The 15,136-nt window shown below is 62.5% G+C and carries 14 protein-coding genes; 10 read left to right on the forward strand and 4 right to left on the reverse strand.

The genetic code is table 11. The features are described 5' to 3' along the window. Window positions 1-2: 2 nt before the first annotated feature. From BMZ46_RS14540 to BMZ46_RS14560, 5 genes are all read left to right on the forward strand, one after another. Window positions 3-560: an NUDIX hydrolase gene (locus BMZ46_RS14540; protein WP_039772051.1), complete on the forward strand. Its 558-nt coding sequence runs from the start codon at window positions 3-5 to the stop codon at window positions 558-560. Window positions 561-747: 187 nt separating this feature from the next. Beyond that, a complete protein-coding gene (locus BMZ46_RS14545; RefSeq protein WP_007951016.1) occupies window positions 748-1,119 on the forward strand; it encodes a translation initiation factor Sui1 in 372 nt (123 codons plus the stop codon). A gap of 218 nt (window positions 1,120-1,337) precedes the next feature. Further along, on the forward strand, window positions 1,338-3,251 hold the full coding sequence (gene speA / locus BMZ46_RS14550; RefSeq protein WP_039772053.1) for an arginine decarboxylase: 1,914 nt from the start codon (window positions 1,338-1,340) through the stop codon (window positions 3,249-3,251). Between the two features lie 232 nt (window positions 3,252-3,483). After that, complete coding sequence (locus tag BMZ46_RS14555) at window positions 3,484-4,833, forward strand: type VI secretion system Vgr family protein (protein WP_074689692.1); 1,350 nt, start codon at window positions 3,484-3,486, stop codon at window positions 4,831-4,833. Continuing rightward, entirely contained in the window at window positions 4,830-5,624 is a 795-nt protein-coding gene (locus BMZ46_RS14560) for a DUF4123 domain-containing protein (protein WP_039772951.1), read from the forward strand. The genes BMZ46_RS14555 and BMZ46_RS14560 overlap by 4 nt, the downstream gene beginning before the upstream one ends. A gap of 9 nt (window positions 5,625-5,633) precedes the next feature. On the opposite strand, the gene BMZ46_RS14565 is transcribed toward BMZ46_RS14560, so the two are convergent. After that, window positions 5,634-6,983 (reverse strand): MATE family efflux transporter, encoded by a 1,350-nt coding sequence (locus BMZ46_RS14565; RefSeq protein WP_074689693.1) that lies wholly within the window; start codon window positions 6,981-6,983, stop codon window positions 5,634-5,636. 37 nt (window positions 6,984-7,020) lie between these two features. Next, entirely contained in the window at window positions 7,021-7,314 is a 294-nt protein-coding gene (locus BMZ46_RS14570; protein ID WP_007951010.1) for a hypothetical protein, read from the reverse strand. A 143-nt stretch (window positions 7,315-7,457) separates the two neighbouring features. Here BMZ46_RS14570 and BMZ46_RS14575 point away from each other — a divergent pair, with 143 nt between their 5' ends. The 5 genes from BMZ46_RS14575 to BMZ46_RS14595 all read left to right on the forward strand — a co-directional run bounded on the left by BMZ46_RS14575 (window position 7,458) and on the right by BMZ46_RS14595 (window position 11,895). Beyond that, window positions 7,458-7,760 (forward strand): MazG-like family protein, encoded by a 303-nt coding sequence (locus BMZ46_RS14575; RefSeq protein WP_007951009.1) that lies wholly within the window; start codon window positions 7,458-7,460, stop codon window positions 7,758-7,760. Then, window positions 7,760-8,509 carry a methyltransferase gene (locus BMZ46_RS14580; RefSeq protein WP_039772509.1) on the forward strand — a complete coding sequence of 250 codons (750 nt, stop codon included), beginning with the start codon at window positions 7,760-7,762 and terminating at the stop codon, window positions 8,507-8,509. The genes BMZ46_RS14575 and BMZ46_RS14580 overlap by 1 nt, the downstream gene beginning before the upstream one ends. 12 nt (window positions 8,510-8,521) lie before the next feature. After that, window positions 8,522-9,136 carry a DUF4136 domain-containing protein gene (locus BMZ46_RS14585; RefSeq protein WP_039772508.1) on the forward strand — a complete coding sequence of 205 codons (615 nt, stop codon included), beginning with the start codon at window positions 8,522-8,524 and terminating at the stop codon, window positions 9,134-9,136. Between the two features lie 53 nt (window positions 9,137-9,189). Further along, window positions 9,190-9,747 carry a DUF4136 domain-containing protein gene (locus BMZ46_RS14590; RefSeq protein ID WP_074689694.1) on the forward strand — a complete coding sequence of 186 codons (558 nt, stop codon included), beginning with the start codon at window positions 9,190-9,192 and terminating at the stop codon, window positions 9,745-9,747. Window positions 9,748-9,897: 150 nt separating this feature from the next. Next, complete coding sequence (locus BMZ46_RS14595; protein ID WP_074689695.1) at window positions 9,898-11,895, forward strand: pilus assembly protein TadG-related protein; 1,998 nt, start codon at window positions 9,898-9,900, stop codon at window positions 11,893-11,895. Here BMZ46_RS14595 and BMZ46_RS14600 read toward each other — a convergent pair. Continuing rightward, window positions 11,892-14,639, reverse strand: a complete 2,748-nt coding sequence (locus BMZ46_RS14600) for a PAS domain-containing sensor histidine kinase (RefSeq protein WP_074689696.1) — start codon at window positions 14,637-14,639, stop codon at window positions 11,892-11,894. The two genes, BMZ46_RS14595 and BMZ46_RS14600, sit on opposite strands and share 4 nt — an antisense overlap. Continuing rightward, window positions 14,636-15,082, reverse strand: a complete 447-nt coding sequence (locus tag BMZ46_RS14605) for a TadE/TadG family type IV pilus assembly protein (protein WP_074689697.1) — start codon at window positions 15,080-15,082, stop codon at window positions 14,636-14,638. The genes BMZ46_RS14600 and BMZ46_RS14605 overlap by 4 nt, the downstream gene beginning before the upstream one ends. Window positions 15,083-15,136 lie beyond the last annotated feature (54 nt).

The following is a 15,136-nucleotide window of genomic DNA, read 5'->3' on the forward strand; positions in this document are numbered from 1 at the left end:
TCATGGACGAAAGCGCCAGAGAGGCGGCCCACCGCGCCGCCTCGGATGCCGAACAGATCGCCTGGGTAGACGAGCAGGACAACCTGCTCGGCGCCCTGGTGCGTTCTGACCTGCGAGAACGCGGACTGATCGGCCGTGGTACCTACATCATGCTGTTCAACTCCGCCGGTGAACTCTGCGTGCATCGGCGCACGTTGAGCAAAGCCATTTATCCCGGTTACTGGGACGTGGCGGCGGGCGGCATGGTGCAGGCAGACGAGACCTACGCCGAGTCGGCGGCCCGTGAGCTGGAAGAAGAGCTGGGCGTGAGTGGCGTAGAGCTGACGGCCCACGACCATTTCTACTTCGAAGACACCGGCAATCGCCTGTGGTGTTCGGCGTTTTCGGCAGTGTGGGATGGCCCGTTGATCCTGCAGCCGGAAGAGGTGCTCGAAGCGCGTTTCATTCCGGTCGAACAGGTCATGCAGGAAATCCGGCAAAAGCCTTATTGCCCGGACTCTCTGGCAGCCTTGAAACGTTATCTGAAGGCTCAGCAAAGCAACGTCGCAAAGAACACATAAATTGGCGCCGATTGGCACTTAGCAATCGGCGTTTTTGCCGTTACACTGCGCGACCTTTTCAAGCTGCACCGGCCTGCTTTTATTGAAGAACCGGTGCAGTAGCGCTGCCCCTGCCTGAGTGGGGCTTCGCGGTCGATAGCCTTGCCCAAGGCTGCGATCAGTCTTTGTCCTCCCGAGAGGATTGCCGGTGGCCAAAAAAGCCGCATCCTTCGCCGCCCTGGGCGGCCTGGTATTTTCCACCGACGCAGGTCGTCATTGCCCGGAATGCAGCAAGCCGGTGGACGCCTGTATCTGCAAGCAAACCGTGATCCCCGCCGGCGACGGCATTGCCCGTGTGCGCCGCGAGAGCAAGGGGCGTGGCGGCAAAACGGTGACCACTATCACCGGCGTGCCTCTGGCCGAAGACGCACTCAAGGAGCTGGCGACAACGTTGAAGAAGCGTTGCGGCACCGGCGGTGCGTTGAAAGACGGGATCATCGAGATCCAGGGCGACCATGTCGAGCTGCTCCTGGCCGAGTTGGTCAAGCACGGCTTCAAAGCGAAGAAGTCCGGCGGCTAGCAGCCTCTGTGAAACCCACCGGCGGCTTGATTCAGCTCCAGAGTCCCTGGGCCTGACGTCGTTTCCATGGTTTTCACAGAGCCTGTTCATGACCGGTTTCTAAACTCAACGCTGTCAGCGCGGTCTACCGCCGCGCTGACGAACCGTCATTTTCATTCTTTAGACTGCGCCGGCCTGCGATCAGGCGACGCACTATGACTTCTTTATAGGGGACTTCGATGTCCGTACGACGCACACGCAAAGACGATGGCAGCCAATGGACAGTTGCGGACAGCCGCAGTGTTTACGGGATTCGCCATTGGGGGGCCGGGTATTTCGCGATCAATGACGCCGGTCGCGTCGAAGTTCGTCCGAACGGCCCGAGCAGCTCGCCTATCGATCTGTTCGAACAAGTCGACCAACTGCGCAAGAGTGGCTTGTCCCTGCCGCTGCTGGTGCGTTTTCCCGACATCCTGCAAGACCGCGTCCGTCAGCTGACCGGCGCTTTCGATGCGAACATCGAGCGTCTGGAATACCAGAGCAAATACACCGCGCTGTACCCGATCAAGGTCAACCAGCAGGAAGCGGTGATCGAGAACATCATCGCCACCCAGAACGTTTCCATCGGTCTGGAAGCCGGCTCCAAGCCTGAGCTGCTGGCGGTGCTGGCACTGGCGCCGAAGGGCGGCACCATCGTCTGCAACGGTTACAAGGACCGCGAGTTCATCCGTCTGGCGCTGATGGGTCAGAAGCTCGGCCACAATGTATTCATCGTGATCGAGAAAGAATCCGAAGTCGGTCTGGTGATCGAAGAAGCCGCCTCGCTCAAGGTCAAGCCACAGGTTGGCCTGCGCGTGCGTTTGTCGTCGCTGGCGTCGTCGAAGTGGGCAGACACCGGTGGCGAAAAATCCAAGTTCGGTCTGTCGGCGGCGCAACTGTTGTCGGTGGTCGAGCGCTTCCGCGCGGCGGGCCTGGATCAGGGCATCCGCCTGCTGCACTTCCACATGGGTTCGCAGATCGCCAACCTCGCTGACTACCAGCACGGCTTCAAGGAGGCGATCCGTTACTACGGCGAGCTGCGCAATCTGGGCCTGCCAGTCGATCACATCGACGTCGGCGGCGGTCTGGGTGTGGACTACGACGGTACCCACTCGCGCAACGCCAGTTCGATCAACTACGACATGGACGACTACGCCGGTGTCGTGGTCGGCATGCTCAAGGAGTTCTGCGATGCGCAGGCCCTGCCGCATCCGCACATCTTCTCCGAAAGCGGTCGTTCGCTGACCGCGCACCACGCGATGCTGGTGGTGCAGGTTACCGACGTCGAGAAACACAACGACGAAATCCCGTTGATCGAGAACAAGGAAGCGCTGCCGGAAACCGTGCAGTGGCTGGTTGACCTGCTGGGCCCGACCGACATCGAAATGGTCACCGAAACCTACTGGCGTGCCACTCACTACATGAGCGACGTGGCCGCCCAGTACGCCGACGGCAAACTGACCCTGGCCGAGAAAGCCCTGGCCGAGCAGTGCTACTTCGCCGTATGCCGTCGCCTGCACAACTCGCTGAAAGCACGTCAGCGTTCGCACCGTCAGGTGCTGGACGAACTCAACGACAAGCTGGCCGACAAGTACATCTGCAACTTCTCGGTGTTCCAGAGCCTTCCGGACACCTGGGCGATCGATCAGGTGCTGCCGATCATCCCGCTGCACCGTCTCGATGAGGAGCCGCTGCGTCGTGCCGTTCTGCAAGACCTGACCTGCGACTCCGACGGCAAGATCAACCAGTATGTCGACGAGCAGAGCATCGAGACCAGCCTGCCGGTGCATGCGCTGAACGAAGGTGAAGATTACCTGCTGGGGGTGTTCCTGGTCGGCGCCTATCAGGAAATTCTCGGCGACATGCACAACCTGTTCGGTGACACCGACTCGGTGAACATCTACCAGAACGCCGATGGCAGCGTGTATCACGCCGGCATTGAAACCCACGACACCATCGAAGACATGCTGCGTTACGTGCACCTGTCGCCGGAAGAGCTGATGACCCACTACCGCGACAAGTGCGCCAGTGCCCGCATCAGCGCCAGCGAGCGCACTCAGTTCCTCGATGCGTTGCGCCTGGGTCTGACCCGCTCTTCCTACCTGTCTTCCTGAGGCCAGGTTCCGCTTTCATCTGGTTGTCTGAAATTGTTCCGCCCACCGTGGACGTTTCAGATAACCGGGTGAGACGCTTCTTTTTCTCTTCGCGAAACGGCCTGCTTCCAGGCCAGCAAAGTGACGTCGTCTGCTTTTCGCGTAGGTCATTTCCGAATTTGTAGTTCGGCTCTCTACTCGGCCATGGGTCTCGGCGAGAATCCCCGCCCGCCCCCCTGTAGAGAATCCCCCCATGTTCGATCCAGCCGACGAGCCGTCGTTTCGTCTCGATGTAGCGGGCCTGTCCGACTCGCTTGAAGTCTTGGCATTTACGGGTTGCGAAGCCATCAGCGAGCCTTTTGCGTTCGAAGTCGATGTGCTGGTCGATGATCCGCACCTGGACCTGGCCGGACTGATGTATCGATCGGCGCACCTGTGTTTCGGGCCTTGTGGCAATGGTGTTCACGGACAGTTGCACAGCCTTGTCCAGCATGAGCAAGGAGGCGGCGCCCGGTTGTGCCGGGCGCGGCTGGGGCCGCGGTTGAGCTGTCTGGGCCTGCGCTACAGCCAACGCATCTTCAGTGACCGCTCGGTACCGCAGATTCTTGATCAGGTACTCAGAGAGCACGGCATCAGTGGCAACTGGCGCCGGTTCGATCTGCAAGGTGTGTATCCGCCCCGGACATTCTGCACCCAGTACGGCGAGTCGGATCTGCAACTGGTGCAACGGTTGTGTGGGCAGGCACGCATTCACTATCACTTCGAACATGGGAGCCGGGGGCATTGCCTGGTGTTCGGGGATGACCCGGCCCTACTGCCACGCGCCGGAAACCTGCGATGCGAGAGCGAGGATGGAGAGCCGTCGCCGACAGTGAGCCGCTGGCAACTGGGCGAACATGTGCGGCTGAACGCAGAATGCTCGCGGCGCACACGTACGGCGCAGGGGCATTCCGATTCGCCAACCCTGCGCAGTGGTCACTGGTTGACGATTTCCGGCCAGCCCCTGGCAGACGTCAATGCGCACTGGCTGGTGAGCCGAATCGAGCATCGGGCCGATCAGTCACTCGAGCCGCCCTACAGCAACAGGATTTTTGCCGCTGACCAGTTGTCGGTGCCCAAGTCATCCATTGACCACCAGGGGGCGCGCATGTGCAGCCCGCAGCGTGCGTGGGTAGTGTCGGTCGAGGAAGAGCAACCTGATGCCGTGCGGCCGGTGGCCGTTCAGTTCGACTGGCTTTATCAGGGCGAAGGTGCCCGCCCCAGCCACTGCTGGTTGCCGCTGGCTCCGGCGTTGGCCGATACGCCGATGGCATCATTCAAGGACGGGGTAGAGGTGGTGGTGAGCTTTCTGGAAGGTGACCCTGAACAGCCCGTGATCAGCGGCGTCTTGCAGGTCCCGGCTCTCGCCGAAGTCGTTGAGGATGACGCGCAGTCACCTCTGCCCGAGCGCCTGGATATCGTCGGAGTGCCTCAATGGTTGAAAGCGGCCGAGCCTTTGTTGTTGCTGTGCCTGATACCGGGGGGCGGCAGTTATCGCCATTGCGCGGCGTCACTGTGCAGCTGTCGATTGGTCGCCGGGCTCAAAACGAGCGACGGAAGATGAGCGTCGCGGCCCCCGGGCAACATGCGCAGTGGTTGTTGCTGGACATCGCACAGGCACCCCAGGCAGTGAAGGTGTTACGCCAGGGATTCTCCAGTGTGCACAGCCTGCAGCTGTTTGACGGTACCGAGTTTCAGCCGGTCAGTGAGCAAGGACCATGGCTGATCGACCTGCGTGATTGCCCGGCGCTATCGGCGCTCTGCCACACCGATCCCATGACCTGGCAAGGGCTGCTGCTGGGCAGCGAGGTCTCGGCGCAGACACTGCGCGAACACTTGCAGCGGATGCTGACCGTGTCCATCGGCCTCAATCACCGGGCGCTGCTCAATTTCTACAATCGGCAGACCGCCAGTTACTTTTTCGATGCCTGCGATGCCCGGCAACTGAGCTGCTGGCTCGGGCCGATCGGATGGCTGCGCTGGTTCGGCGGCACGTGGGCCGATCTGGCTGCTGGCAGTCAGGGCTGGCAGCAACTGCGCAATCCGGGGCTGGCCGTGGAGCCCCTGCGCATCGAGCAAAGCCTGACCCGTCAACAGCGAGAACGATTGCATCGTTGCCTGCTGGATCAGCATGTCTGGCGCTGGAGTCAGGCGACGGGAAACAACTTTCGGCTGATATCAGCCTTTCAGGAACAAGGTCTGGCGCTGGGCTTCAGCGAGCAGACGCTGCTGGACGACTGGTTGTGGCTGCGTTTGCTGCATCCGCGTGCCGAGCTGATGCCGCTGCCGCAAGGTTTGACTCCGCGAGAACGACTCGAACTGTTGCGTCGGCGCTGGCTGAACGATCCGTCATGAAGCATCGCTTCAGTGAGCGGCACCGTTGAACCAGCCATCGGTGCGTCGCAGCCACCACGCCAGTCCCCCGAGAGTCAGGCTGCGCAGCACCATGAACAACAGGAACGAAATCCACAGGCCGTGATTGCCCAGACCTTGCAGCGCCCAAGCGACAGGCAGCAGCAGGATCACGGTCGCCAGCATGCCGTTGCGCATTTCCCGGGCGCGGGTGGCGCCGATGAACAGGCCGTCGAGCAAGTAGCTCCAGACCGCGATCAACGGCAGCACGGCCAGGTAGGGCAGGTAAATGAACGCGGTTTCGCGCACGCTCTGGATGTCGGTCTGCATTTCGATGAACAGGTGGCCGGCCAACAGAAACAGCGCGGCAAAGCCCAGGCTCGCCAGCAACGACCAGCCGCCGGCAACCACCAGCGAACGGCGCAGGGCCAGACGATCACGGGCGCCGATGGCGTGGCCGCACAGGGCTTCGACGGCGTGGGCCATTCCGTCCAGTGCGTGGGCGGTCAGCAGCAGGCCGTTGAGCAGCAGCGCATTGGCCGCGACCGTGGCATCGCCGAGTCGCGCGCCCTGCACGGTGATCAGGAAAAACACCGATTGCAGAGCCAGACTGCGGATGAAAATGTCGCGGTTGACCGCCAGCAGCGGACGCCAGCTCTGCCAGACTTTCAGAGCAGCCCAGGCGATGTGACCGGGATAGGCGCGCAAGGCTCTCCGAGTCATCCACAGGCCGAGCAGGGCGCCGCTCCATTCGGCGATTACCGATGCGCGGGCCGAACCGACCACGCCCCAGTCCAGGCCGATGACGAACCACAGGTTGAGCACGATGTTGATCAGGTTGGTGCTCAGCAGAATCGCCAGCGGCGCCCGGGCGTTCTGGGTGCCGAGGAACCAGCCGACCAGCGCATAACTGGCCAGCGCCGCCGGCAGCCCGAACAGGCGGGTGTGGAAGAAGTCACGGGTCAGCTGATCCAGCTCCGCCGACGGTTGCATGAAGTGCAGCGCGACCCCGCTCAGTGGTACGCCCAGCGCTCCGAGCAGCAGCGCCAGCCCCATCGCCAGCAGCAGGCCTTGAAGCAATATCTGCCGCAAGGCCGCGCCGTCGCTGCGCCCGGCGGCCTGGGCGGCGAAACCGGTGGTGCCCATGCGCAGAAAACCCATGGCCCAGGCCAGAAAGGTGTACAGGCTGGCGCCAACCGCCACAGCGCCCAGTTGATGAGCGTGGGGCAGGTGACCGATGACGGTGCTGTCGACCAGCGCCACCAGCGGCACGGAAATGTTGGAGAGGATCATGGGGGCGGCGAGGGCCCAGACCCGGTGATGGGTCGGGCGGTCGCGCCAGTCGGCGATCAGGTTGGACATGCGGGCTCCTTGGGGAGCGGCATTGTAACGGGAGGCGTCAGTGAATGATCCAGCTCAGCAGCCACAATCCCAGCAGCAACCAGATGATCCCGGCGATGATCGAGGCATTCATGAACGCGCGGATCGCCGACCACAGCAGCATCAGGCCGACGATCAGCGCGATGATGCTGATGATCGACGTGTCCATGCCCAGCGCCTTCGACAGCCCGTCGACAAAGTTGCCCCCGGCGTTGCCCAGCAGATTGAACAGGCCGCTGAGGCCATCGACGATGAAGCGGATGATCGAGCCGAGCGCCTGGCCCAGCCATTCGAAAAAGCTTTCTACCTGCATGTCTGTTTCCTGATGAAAGAGCTGAGCCTTGGGCCGCAGCCGGTGCGGTCGAGTTCCCTGCAAGCATAGAGGGTTTTAACGGGCGACTGGCGCTTGCCTTCGCTCCGCATCCCCCCGAAGCTATACGCCTTCAGGAGAGCCCGATGAACCTTGTTGAACTGACCGAACGCCTGCACGCCATTCGCGACCGCAATGACTGGCGGCAATTTCACAGCCCGAAAAACCTGGCCATGGCCGCCAGCGTGGAAATGTCCGAACTGGTGGAAATCTTCCAGTGGCTGACCGAAGACCAGTCCCGCCAATTGCCGGCGGACAAACTCGCCCACGCCGGGCAGGAAGTCGGCGACATCGTCCTTTATCTGTTGCTGCTGTGCAGCGAACTGGGGCTGGACATGAATGAAGTGGTGCGCAGCAAACTCGCCGACAGCGAACGGCGGTTCAGCTGATGAGCGACCGTCATTTCGATCAGCTGGCGACCCGTTTCGCCGAAAAAATCTACGGTGGCGCCAAAGGCGCGATCCGCCTCGCCGTGTTGCAGGCCGACCTCGCCGAAGCCTTGCCGGATCGTCCGTTGCGGGTGCTGGATATCGGTGGCGGCCTGGGCCACATGTCGCTGTGGCTGGCCGAGCGCGGGCACCAGGTGACCTTCACCGAGCCGGCCGAACCGATGCTCGAAGGCGCCCGCCAGCGCTTTGCCGAAGCCGGGCAAAGCGCGACGTTCATTCAGGCGCCCTGGCAGGAACTGCTCGGCCAGCTCACTGAACCCTACGATCTGGTGCTGTGCCATGCGGTGCTGGAATGGCTGGCCGAGCCCCACGCGATTCTGCCGGTGCTGCATCAGTTGACCAAGCCTGGCGGCTGGCTGTCGCTGGCGTTCTACAATCGCGATGCGCTGATTTACCGGAACCTGCTCAAAGGCCATTTCAAGAAAATGCGCAGGAACGACCTGGCCGGCGAAAAGCAGAGCCTGACCCCGCAGCAGCCACTCGATCCACGGGAACTGGCGACGCAACTCGCCGGGTTGTGGCAGGTCGAAACCCAGAGCGGGGTGCGGGTTTTCCACGATTACATGCCGATGGAATTCCAGGCCCGCGCCGAGTTGATTGATTTGCTCGAGATGGAGCTCGCCCACCGTCGTCACCCAAGCTTCGCCGGGCTTGGGCGCTACTTGCACTGGATCTGCCGGCCGATCTGATCGGAGCGAGATATGAAAGGTCATTCAGGGTTACTGCTGATCTGTCTGGGGTTGGCCGCCTGCCAGGGCAGCAACCCTTACGTGGCGCAGTCACGACCGTTGCCGCCGGCCCCACCGCAAGCGGCGACCACCTTCGACCGCAGCGCTTATCCCGCGCCCCCTCGTGACTACGGGCGCTATCGCAGCTGGGCATGGCTCAACGGTCAACTCCCACCGGGCACGGCCTGGGCGGATTCGGCGCAAGTGGCCGAGGCCGTCAGCAGTGCGCTGGACCAGCGCGGCCTGCGCCCGCTGCATGACAATCGCCCGGCCGACCTGCTGGTCAGCGCCAACCTGAGCCTGGAAACCCGCCTGCGTCAGGTGCAGGACGATTACGGTTACTACGGCGGCGGATACGGCGGTTATGACCGTTACGGCCGGGGTTACGGGATGTACAACACAGTGCCGATCGTTCGGACCTATCAGGAACAGGTCGTGGTGGTGCGGGTCGATCTGTTCGACGCCGGCAGTGGTCAGCCGGTCTGGAGCGCCAGCGCCGAAACCGGCACCCAGGGCACGCAAAGTGATCGCACCGATGCGATTCGGGAGGCTGTCGAAAAGGCCATGTCGGCGTATCCTCCCGGTTAGCCTTCTGCAAATGAAGGCGCCCTCAGGTTCATGTCTTTCACCGGAGAAAAACCATGTTCCGCCGTCTTGCTTTACTGGTCGTGGCCGCGCTGCTCAGTGCCTGCGCCTCGAACCAGGTCAATCATGATTTCGACGCCAGCCGCGACTTTGCCGCTTACCGCAGCTGGAGCTGGAAAGACCCCGCCCTGCAATACCGCCCCGATGATCCACGGATCAAGAGCGACCTGACCGAACAACGCATCCGCCAGGCCGTCGCCGACCAACTGGATCAGCGGGGCCTGCGCCCGGCCGCCTCGGGCGCCCGAGGTGATTTGAATGTGCAGACCTACCTGATCGTCGAGGACCGCCAGCAACAGGTGACCACCAACTACGGCGGCGGTTGGGGTGGCCCGTGGAACGGTTACTGGGGCGCGCCGATGTACAACGAAACCCGCAACATCACCTACAAGGTGGCGACCATCCAGGTCGATCTGCTCGACGGCAAGGACGGCAAACTGGTGTGGCGCGGCAGCGACGAGCAAATACTCAGCCGCACGCCGAACCCGGCGGATCGCAGCAATGCCATCCGTGAAACCGTGGCGCGGATTCTGTCCAACTATCCACCGCGTTGAGTCTGTTGAAAAAGTACGGGAGCCAAATGGCTCCCGTTTTTTATGGGCGGGTGAAAATGGCGCGTTGCCAGCAGTGTTGCCTGGGCCTGTCTACACTCATACCCATCCATGGAGGTTGCGCCCGGCCGTGCGCCGGCAAAGGAGTGCGCCATGTCGCGTCATTCGCAGTGCAGGGGGCCAGCCCGGCAGCGGGGAGCCATCGGCCTGATGGCGGCCGCCACCCTCAGCCTGGCGCTGGTCCTGATGCTGCTGGTCGTGGACAGCGGCCGCTTGTACATGGAACAACGCAAACTGCAGCGCCTGGTGGACACCGCCGCCCTCGAAGCCGTCAGCCGTGGCGGCAATTGCCTGCCGGGGCTCACCGCCGCCAGTTACGCGGGGCAAAGCGCGACACGCAACGGGTTTGTCGCCAATGCCAACAACGTGCTCGTAATCGATTGCGGAAAGTTGGCGACAGCCGCCACCGGTCTGCGCACTTTTACGGTGGACGCCACGCAATCAGAGGCGGTCAAGGTCGCGGCCAACCGTACTGTCACCACCAGTTTCGCCGGCGGTGTGCAGGCGTTGTTCAGTGGCACACCCGTCAGTCTCAACACCGTGCTTTACGCTTCGGCGGTGGCGGCCAAACCCAAGCCGACCGTCGCTCAGTTGAACATCCGCAGTAACCTGACCAGCATCAGCACCGCGCAATCGAACATCCTCAATCCACTGTTTTCCGGGCTGCTTGGCGGTAACGTCAACCTGACAGCCTTGGGCTGGGAAAGCCTGCTCAACACTGACATCAACCTGCTTGGCTACCTGAATCAACTGGCGATCAACCTCAACGTGGCTGCGGGCAATTACAGCCAGTTGCTCAATACCCAGGCCACGGTGACGCAACTGATCCAGGCCGCGATTACGGCGGTCCAGCTCAACGGCGCCACCGCTGAAGTGATTACCGCGCTGGGCCAGCTGCAAGTGGCGGCGATCAATGCCGCGCCGGTCAAGCTCGGCGACATCCTGCAATTGCAGACCGGCACCACGGCCGCCGGGCTGGATGCCAATCTGCAGTTGCTGCAACTGGTCCAGGGCGTGATTCAACTGGCCAACAGCAAAAGTGCGGTGGCCGCGACCCTGCCGATCAGCGTGCTGGGGCTGGCGAATGTCACGGTGCGGGTCAAAGTCATCGAGCCGACGCAGTTTTCCGCCATTGGCGATCCGGCACTGGCCAGGGCCAATCCCACCGGGCCGAACCGGATCTATGTGCGCACCGCGCAGATTCGCACGCTGCTTTCGGTGAATCTGCCGGTGTTATCCGGGGTGACCGGGTTGGCCAACGCGGTACTCGGACTGGTTGGCACACTGACACCGACCCTCAATGCACTGTTGAGCCTTAATCTGGTCGCCACATTGAATTCGGCCGGCTGCCTGCTCGGTGCCGGTTGTGAGCAACTGGACCCGAAGCTGTTGCCCTCGCCGCAGATCGACATCAGCCTGGACGCCGGTGGTGCCGTCAGCTATGTCACCGATTACAGTTGTCCGACCGGCAACGCCGGCACCAAAAGCCTGACGGCCCGCACCATGACCTCGATTGCCGATCTCAAACTGGGCAAGATCGACCCGACCAACGCCTTCTCTTCTGCCGCCCAACCCACCGTTACACCCTTGCCGCTGGTGGATCTGGGTACGGTGACCTGCCACAAGATTCTGGGGATCGGCAGCTGTGACCCGAGTACTCATGTGCCATATGGCGCCGGCGGCATTGCGATCATGGTCAACACCAGCGTGGCGCAGAACACCCAGAACCTGGTGTTTTCCAGCGGTAATCCGTTCGCCACACCGCCCAACCTGAAACTGCCGCCAAGCATGATTGCTGCCGCGCCCTCAACCAACATAGTCAACAGCCTGGCAACCACCCTCACCGGGATCAATCTGATCGTTTACAAACCCCAGGGCAGCAACCCGCTGGGCGCGATTGTCACAGGCGTTGCCAGCCTGATCAGTGATGTCACGACGACCCTGCAACCGGTGATTACCAGCGTGGTGAGTCCGCTGCTGGATCCGCTGCTGAACAATTTGCTCAAGGGGCTGGGGATCAACCTGATGGATGTCGACGTTGGCGCCAACATGACCTGTGGCCAGACCGGCAAGGCCTATCTGGTGATCTAGTCGTCGGGGGCGATCGGCAGTTCGATGCAGAACCGTGCACCGTCCGCCGAGTTGCGCACGCTCAAGTGCCCGCCCATGTTCTCGATGATCCCGTAACTCACTGATAGTCCCAGGCCGGTGCCGACGCCCACCGGTTTGGTGGTGAAGAACGGTTCGAAAATCCGCTCCAGCAGACGCGGGTCGATACCGCCGCCGTTGTCTTCGACCCACAGTCGCACGTTCTGCTCGTCGCGTTCGGCGTAGATCGAAATCCACGGCTTGAATGCTGAATCGGACTCGCGTTTGCCCAGCAGCGCATCCCGGGCGTTGACCATCAGGTTGATCAACACCTGTTCAAGCTGATCGACGTACCCGCGCACCTGAACCTCGAATGCGGTTTCACTGATGCGCAGATCCACGCCTTTGCCGCGCATGCCTTCGGCCAGCAGCGACAGCGTGCCTTCGATGGCGCTGGCCGGGTTGAACAGCTGCTGCTCGATCTCGGAGCGGCGACCGAACACCCGCATGTGGTCCACCACTTTCGCGGCGCGCTGCACCTGGGCGTCGATGCGATTGAGTTTGTCGGTCAGGTAATCGATCTGCGCATCGCCGTTGCTCAGGCGCTTCCGTACGTTGACGATGGCCATGCGCATCACGTTCAGCGGCTGATTGATTTCGTGGGCCAGGCCGGTGGCCATCTCGCCTAGGGTGGCCATTTTTGCGCTTTGCGTGAGCTGCTGTTGAGAGCGGCGCACTTCGGTGTTGTCACGGCCAACGGCTTGTACTTCGATCAATTTTCCGTGCTCATCGAACACGCCGCGATCCGACCACACCCACCACGCATGTTCGCGCCCCGGTAATTGCAGGTTGATTTCGGCGGTGCTGACGGGGGATTGCGGAGTCAGCTGCGCCAGGCGCTCAACGAAGGCCGCGCGCTGAACGTCGGACATCCAGCTGCCCAGATCGACCCCGGCCAGGGCTTCGGGAGCGCATTCCAGATAGGTCGCCAGCGGCCGGTTGCCGAACGTCAGGATCAGGTCCGGGCGGTAGCGGCAGATCATCGCCGGCGAGTCCTCCACCAGAATCCGGTAGCGTTCCTCACTCTGTCTGACCTGCTCGGCGGCCAGCGTCGCTTCGGTGACGTCCAGCCACAAACCGACGGCCTCCACCGGCAGGCCGAGGTCGTTGCGCAACAGCCGGGCTTCGTCGAGCAGCCAGTGGTAATCGCCGCGACTGTCGCGCATGCGATAGCGGGCGCGCGCCGAGCCTTCGCGCAGCAGTTGCCGGGTTCGCTCGAAATACAGGGCGCGGTCTTCCGGATGAATCCGCTCTGCCAGCGCACTGGCGTCACAGTCCTCCAGGCTCCAGCCCAGCAACGGTTGCAGGCTGGCGCTGAAAAACGCTGGCAGCAAGGCGCCTTCGGCGTAGTGCTGGACATAAATCACCGCCGGCGAACTGGCGATCAGGTTGTCCAGCCGCGCATGGGCCGCAGCGGCCAGTTGCTGCTGGTTCTTGATGTCGCTGATGTCGAGCATGAAACCCACCAGCCGCCGGTGCTCGCCGGTGCCGGTGACCTGACCCTGAAGGCGATACCACGCTGGCGTCTGGCTAGCATCGCGAGGTTGCAGGCGCACGCACAGGTCGAGGATTTCCCCTTGCATCTGCAGGGCTTGCAGCCGGCTGCGGACTTCTTCGCGATCGGCGGGATGGATCAGGCTCAGCCAGGCCTCGAGCGTCAGCGTCGAGCTGTCCTGTTGCAGGATGGCGGCCAGCGTCGGGGCCAGTTGAATCTGCTCGCTATGGCTGATTTCCCACCAGCCTGTGCCAAGCATTGTCTGCAACGACTCCAGCCGTTCCAGTTGCAGTTGATGCTGCTGCTCGCGTAAGCGACCGAGCAGGGGCCCGGCCAGGGCGCCCGCCAGCATCAGCCAGTCGCGATCGGCCAGATACGGCGCGGTCTTGTCCACCGCGTAAAAACCGCAGAGCAGCCACGCCATCACGCCCCGATCATCGCTGTAGGGCACGGCAAAACCTTCGGCATTGCCGAACAGGCCCTGGACCCTTGAGTGTTCGTACTGGCCGTAGTGCGCACCCAGGCGCTGCGGGCCGGTGCCATTGAGGCTGTCGAGTGGCGTGCCCAGACGCTGGCCGTCATGCCACAGCGCCGGAGCGTCATGGGCGTGGAACTGCTGATGGATCTGCCAGCCCTGTTCCTGCTCATCGAGCAGGGCGAGTGCCAGGCACGGGATCTGCCAGCGCTGGGCGATCACCTGCAATTGTTCGCTGACGAGCATCGGCAACCGTCCCAGGCTGCAGCTGCGCAACTGTTTGCTGATCTGCTCGGCGAGCATGTGGCACGCCTCGCGCTGATGCGCTTGCTGGCGTTCGGACAACAGGTCGGCAATGTCGATCAGTTGCAGCAGCCAGCCATCGCCCAGCGGCTGGACCCAGCCGCGCAGGTGCAAGGTCTGGTCGCCAAGGCCGGGGAAATCCAGATCCAGCAGTTGGCCTTGCCAGTCTTGCGGGCGGCCCTCGATCGCCAGCGTGCTGTGCGCCAGCAGATAGTCGTGCAACGGCAACGGTTTGTCGCGGGGCGTCTGTTGCGCCAGCAGCAGGCGCAGCGGGCCGGCCATTTGCAACACGCCGCCGTCGCTGTCGAGGTGGATGTGCAGGCCCGTCAACGGGGTCCCGAGTACGTCCGGAATATCGCTGGCGACCATACTTCGCTTGAGCAGGCGGCCGAGCAGGTTGTCACCCGGAGTCAAAATTTCAGGCTCGAAATGGCGGTCAGGTTGGCGGGCAGGCTGGGGACAGCGCCGACGCCCGGCAACACCAGAAAGGGGATGACCTGATTGAGCTTGCTCACCGGGTAATTGACGCTGACGGTGAGCGTGCCCTGGGCCGGGTCGTAGACCGTTGACGTGTCCGTGCCGACCACCACGTTCAGCGACGACGGCAGCACCGACAATTGCTGGGTCAACGCGGCATTCGCAGTGCTGACCAGCACGCTTGCATAGTTGGGAACCGCGGGATCGACCGCCACGGCGCGGCGGATGGCTTCGGCGGTGACCTGGTTGAACGTCTGCATCAGCACGAACGGCAAGCTGTAGCTGACGAGGCCATAAAACACCGCGAAAAAGATCACGAACACCAAGGCGAACTCAATCGCCACCGCGCCTTTTTGCGCCTTCCGAGAGCCGGTTTTCATCCGTGCGTCTACCCTGACAGTCACTGCGTAGTATCAGCATAGAATCATTCAGCA

The organism is Pseudomonas sp. NFIX49 (genome assembly GCF_900115915.1).
Classification (GTDB): Bacteria; Pseudomonadota; Gammaproteobacteria; order Pseudomonadales; family Pseudomonadaceae; genus Aquipseudomonas; species Aquipseudomonas pharyngis.

Coding starts and splice junctions, on each gene's coding strand:
- BMZ46_RS14540 (WP_039772051.1), top strand. CDS start 3: ATGGACGAAAGCGCCAGAGAGGCGGCCCACCGCGCCGCCTCGGATGCC.
- speA (WP_039772053.1), top strand. CDS start 1,338: ATGTCCGTACGACGCACACGCAAAGACGATGGCAGCCAATGGACAGTT.
- BMZ46_RS14555 (WP_074689692.1), top strand. CDS start 3,484: ATGTTCGATCCAGCCGACGAGCCGTCGTTTCGTCTCGATGTAGCGGGC.
- BMZ46_RS14560 (WP_039772951.1), top strand. CDS start 4,830: ATGAGCGTCGCGGCCCCCGGGCAACATGCGCAGTGGTTGTTGCTGGAC.
- BMZ46_RS14565 (WP_074689693.1), bottom strand. CDS start 6,983: ATGTCCAACCTGATCGCCGACTGGCGCGACCGCCCGACCCATCACCGG.
- BMZ46_RS14570 (WP_007951010.1), bottom strand. CDS start 7,314: ATGCAGGTAGAAAGCTTTTTCGAATGGCTGGGCCAGGCGCTCGGCTCG.
- BMZ46_RS14575 (WP_007951009.1), top strand. CDS start 7,458: ATGAACCTTGTTGAACTGACCGAACGCCTGCACGCCATTCGCGACCGC.
- BMZ46_RS14580 (WP_039772509.1), top strand. CDS start 7,760: ATGAGCGACCGTCATTTCGATCAGCTGGCGACCCGTTTCGCCGAAAAA.
- BMZ46_RS14585 (WP_039772508.1), top strand. CDS start 8,522: ATGAAAGGTCATTCAGGGTTACTGCTGATCTGTCTGGGGTTGGCCGCC.
- BMZ46_RS14590 (WP_074689694.1), top strand. CDS start 9,190: ATGTTCCGCCGTCTTGCTTTACTGGTCGTGGCCGCGCTGCTCAGTGCC.
- BMZ46_RS14595 (WP_074689695.1), top strand. CDS start 9,898: ATGTCGCGTCATTCGCAGTGCAGGGGGCCAGCCCGGCAGCGGGGAGCC.
- BMZ46_RS14605 (WP_074689697.1), bottom strand. CDS start 15,082: ATGAAAACCGGCTCTCGGAAGGCGCAAAAAGGCGCGGTGGCGATTGAG.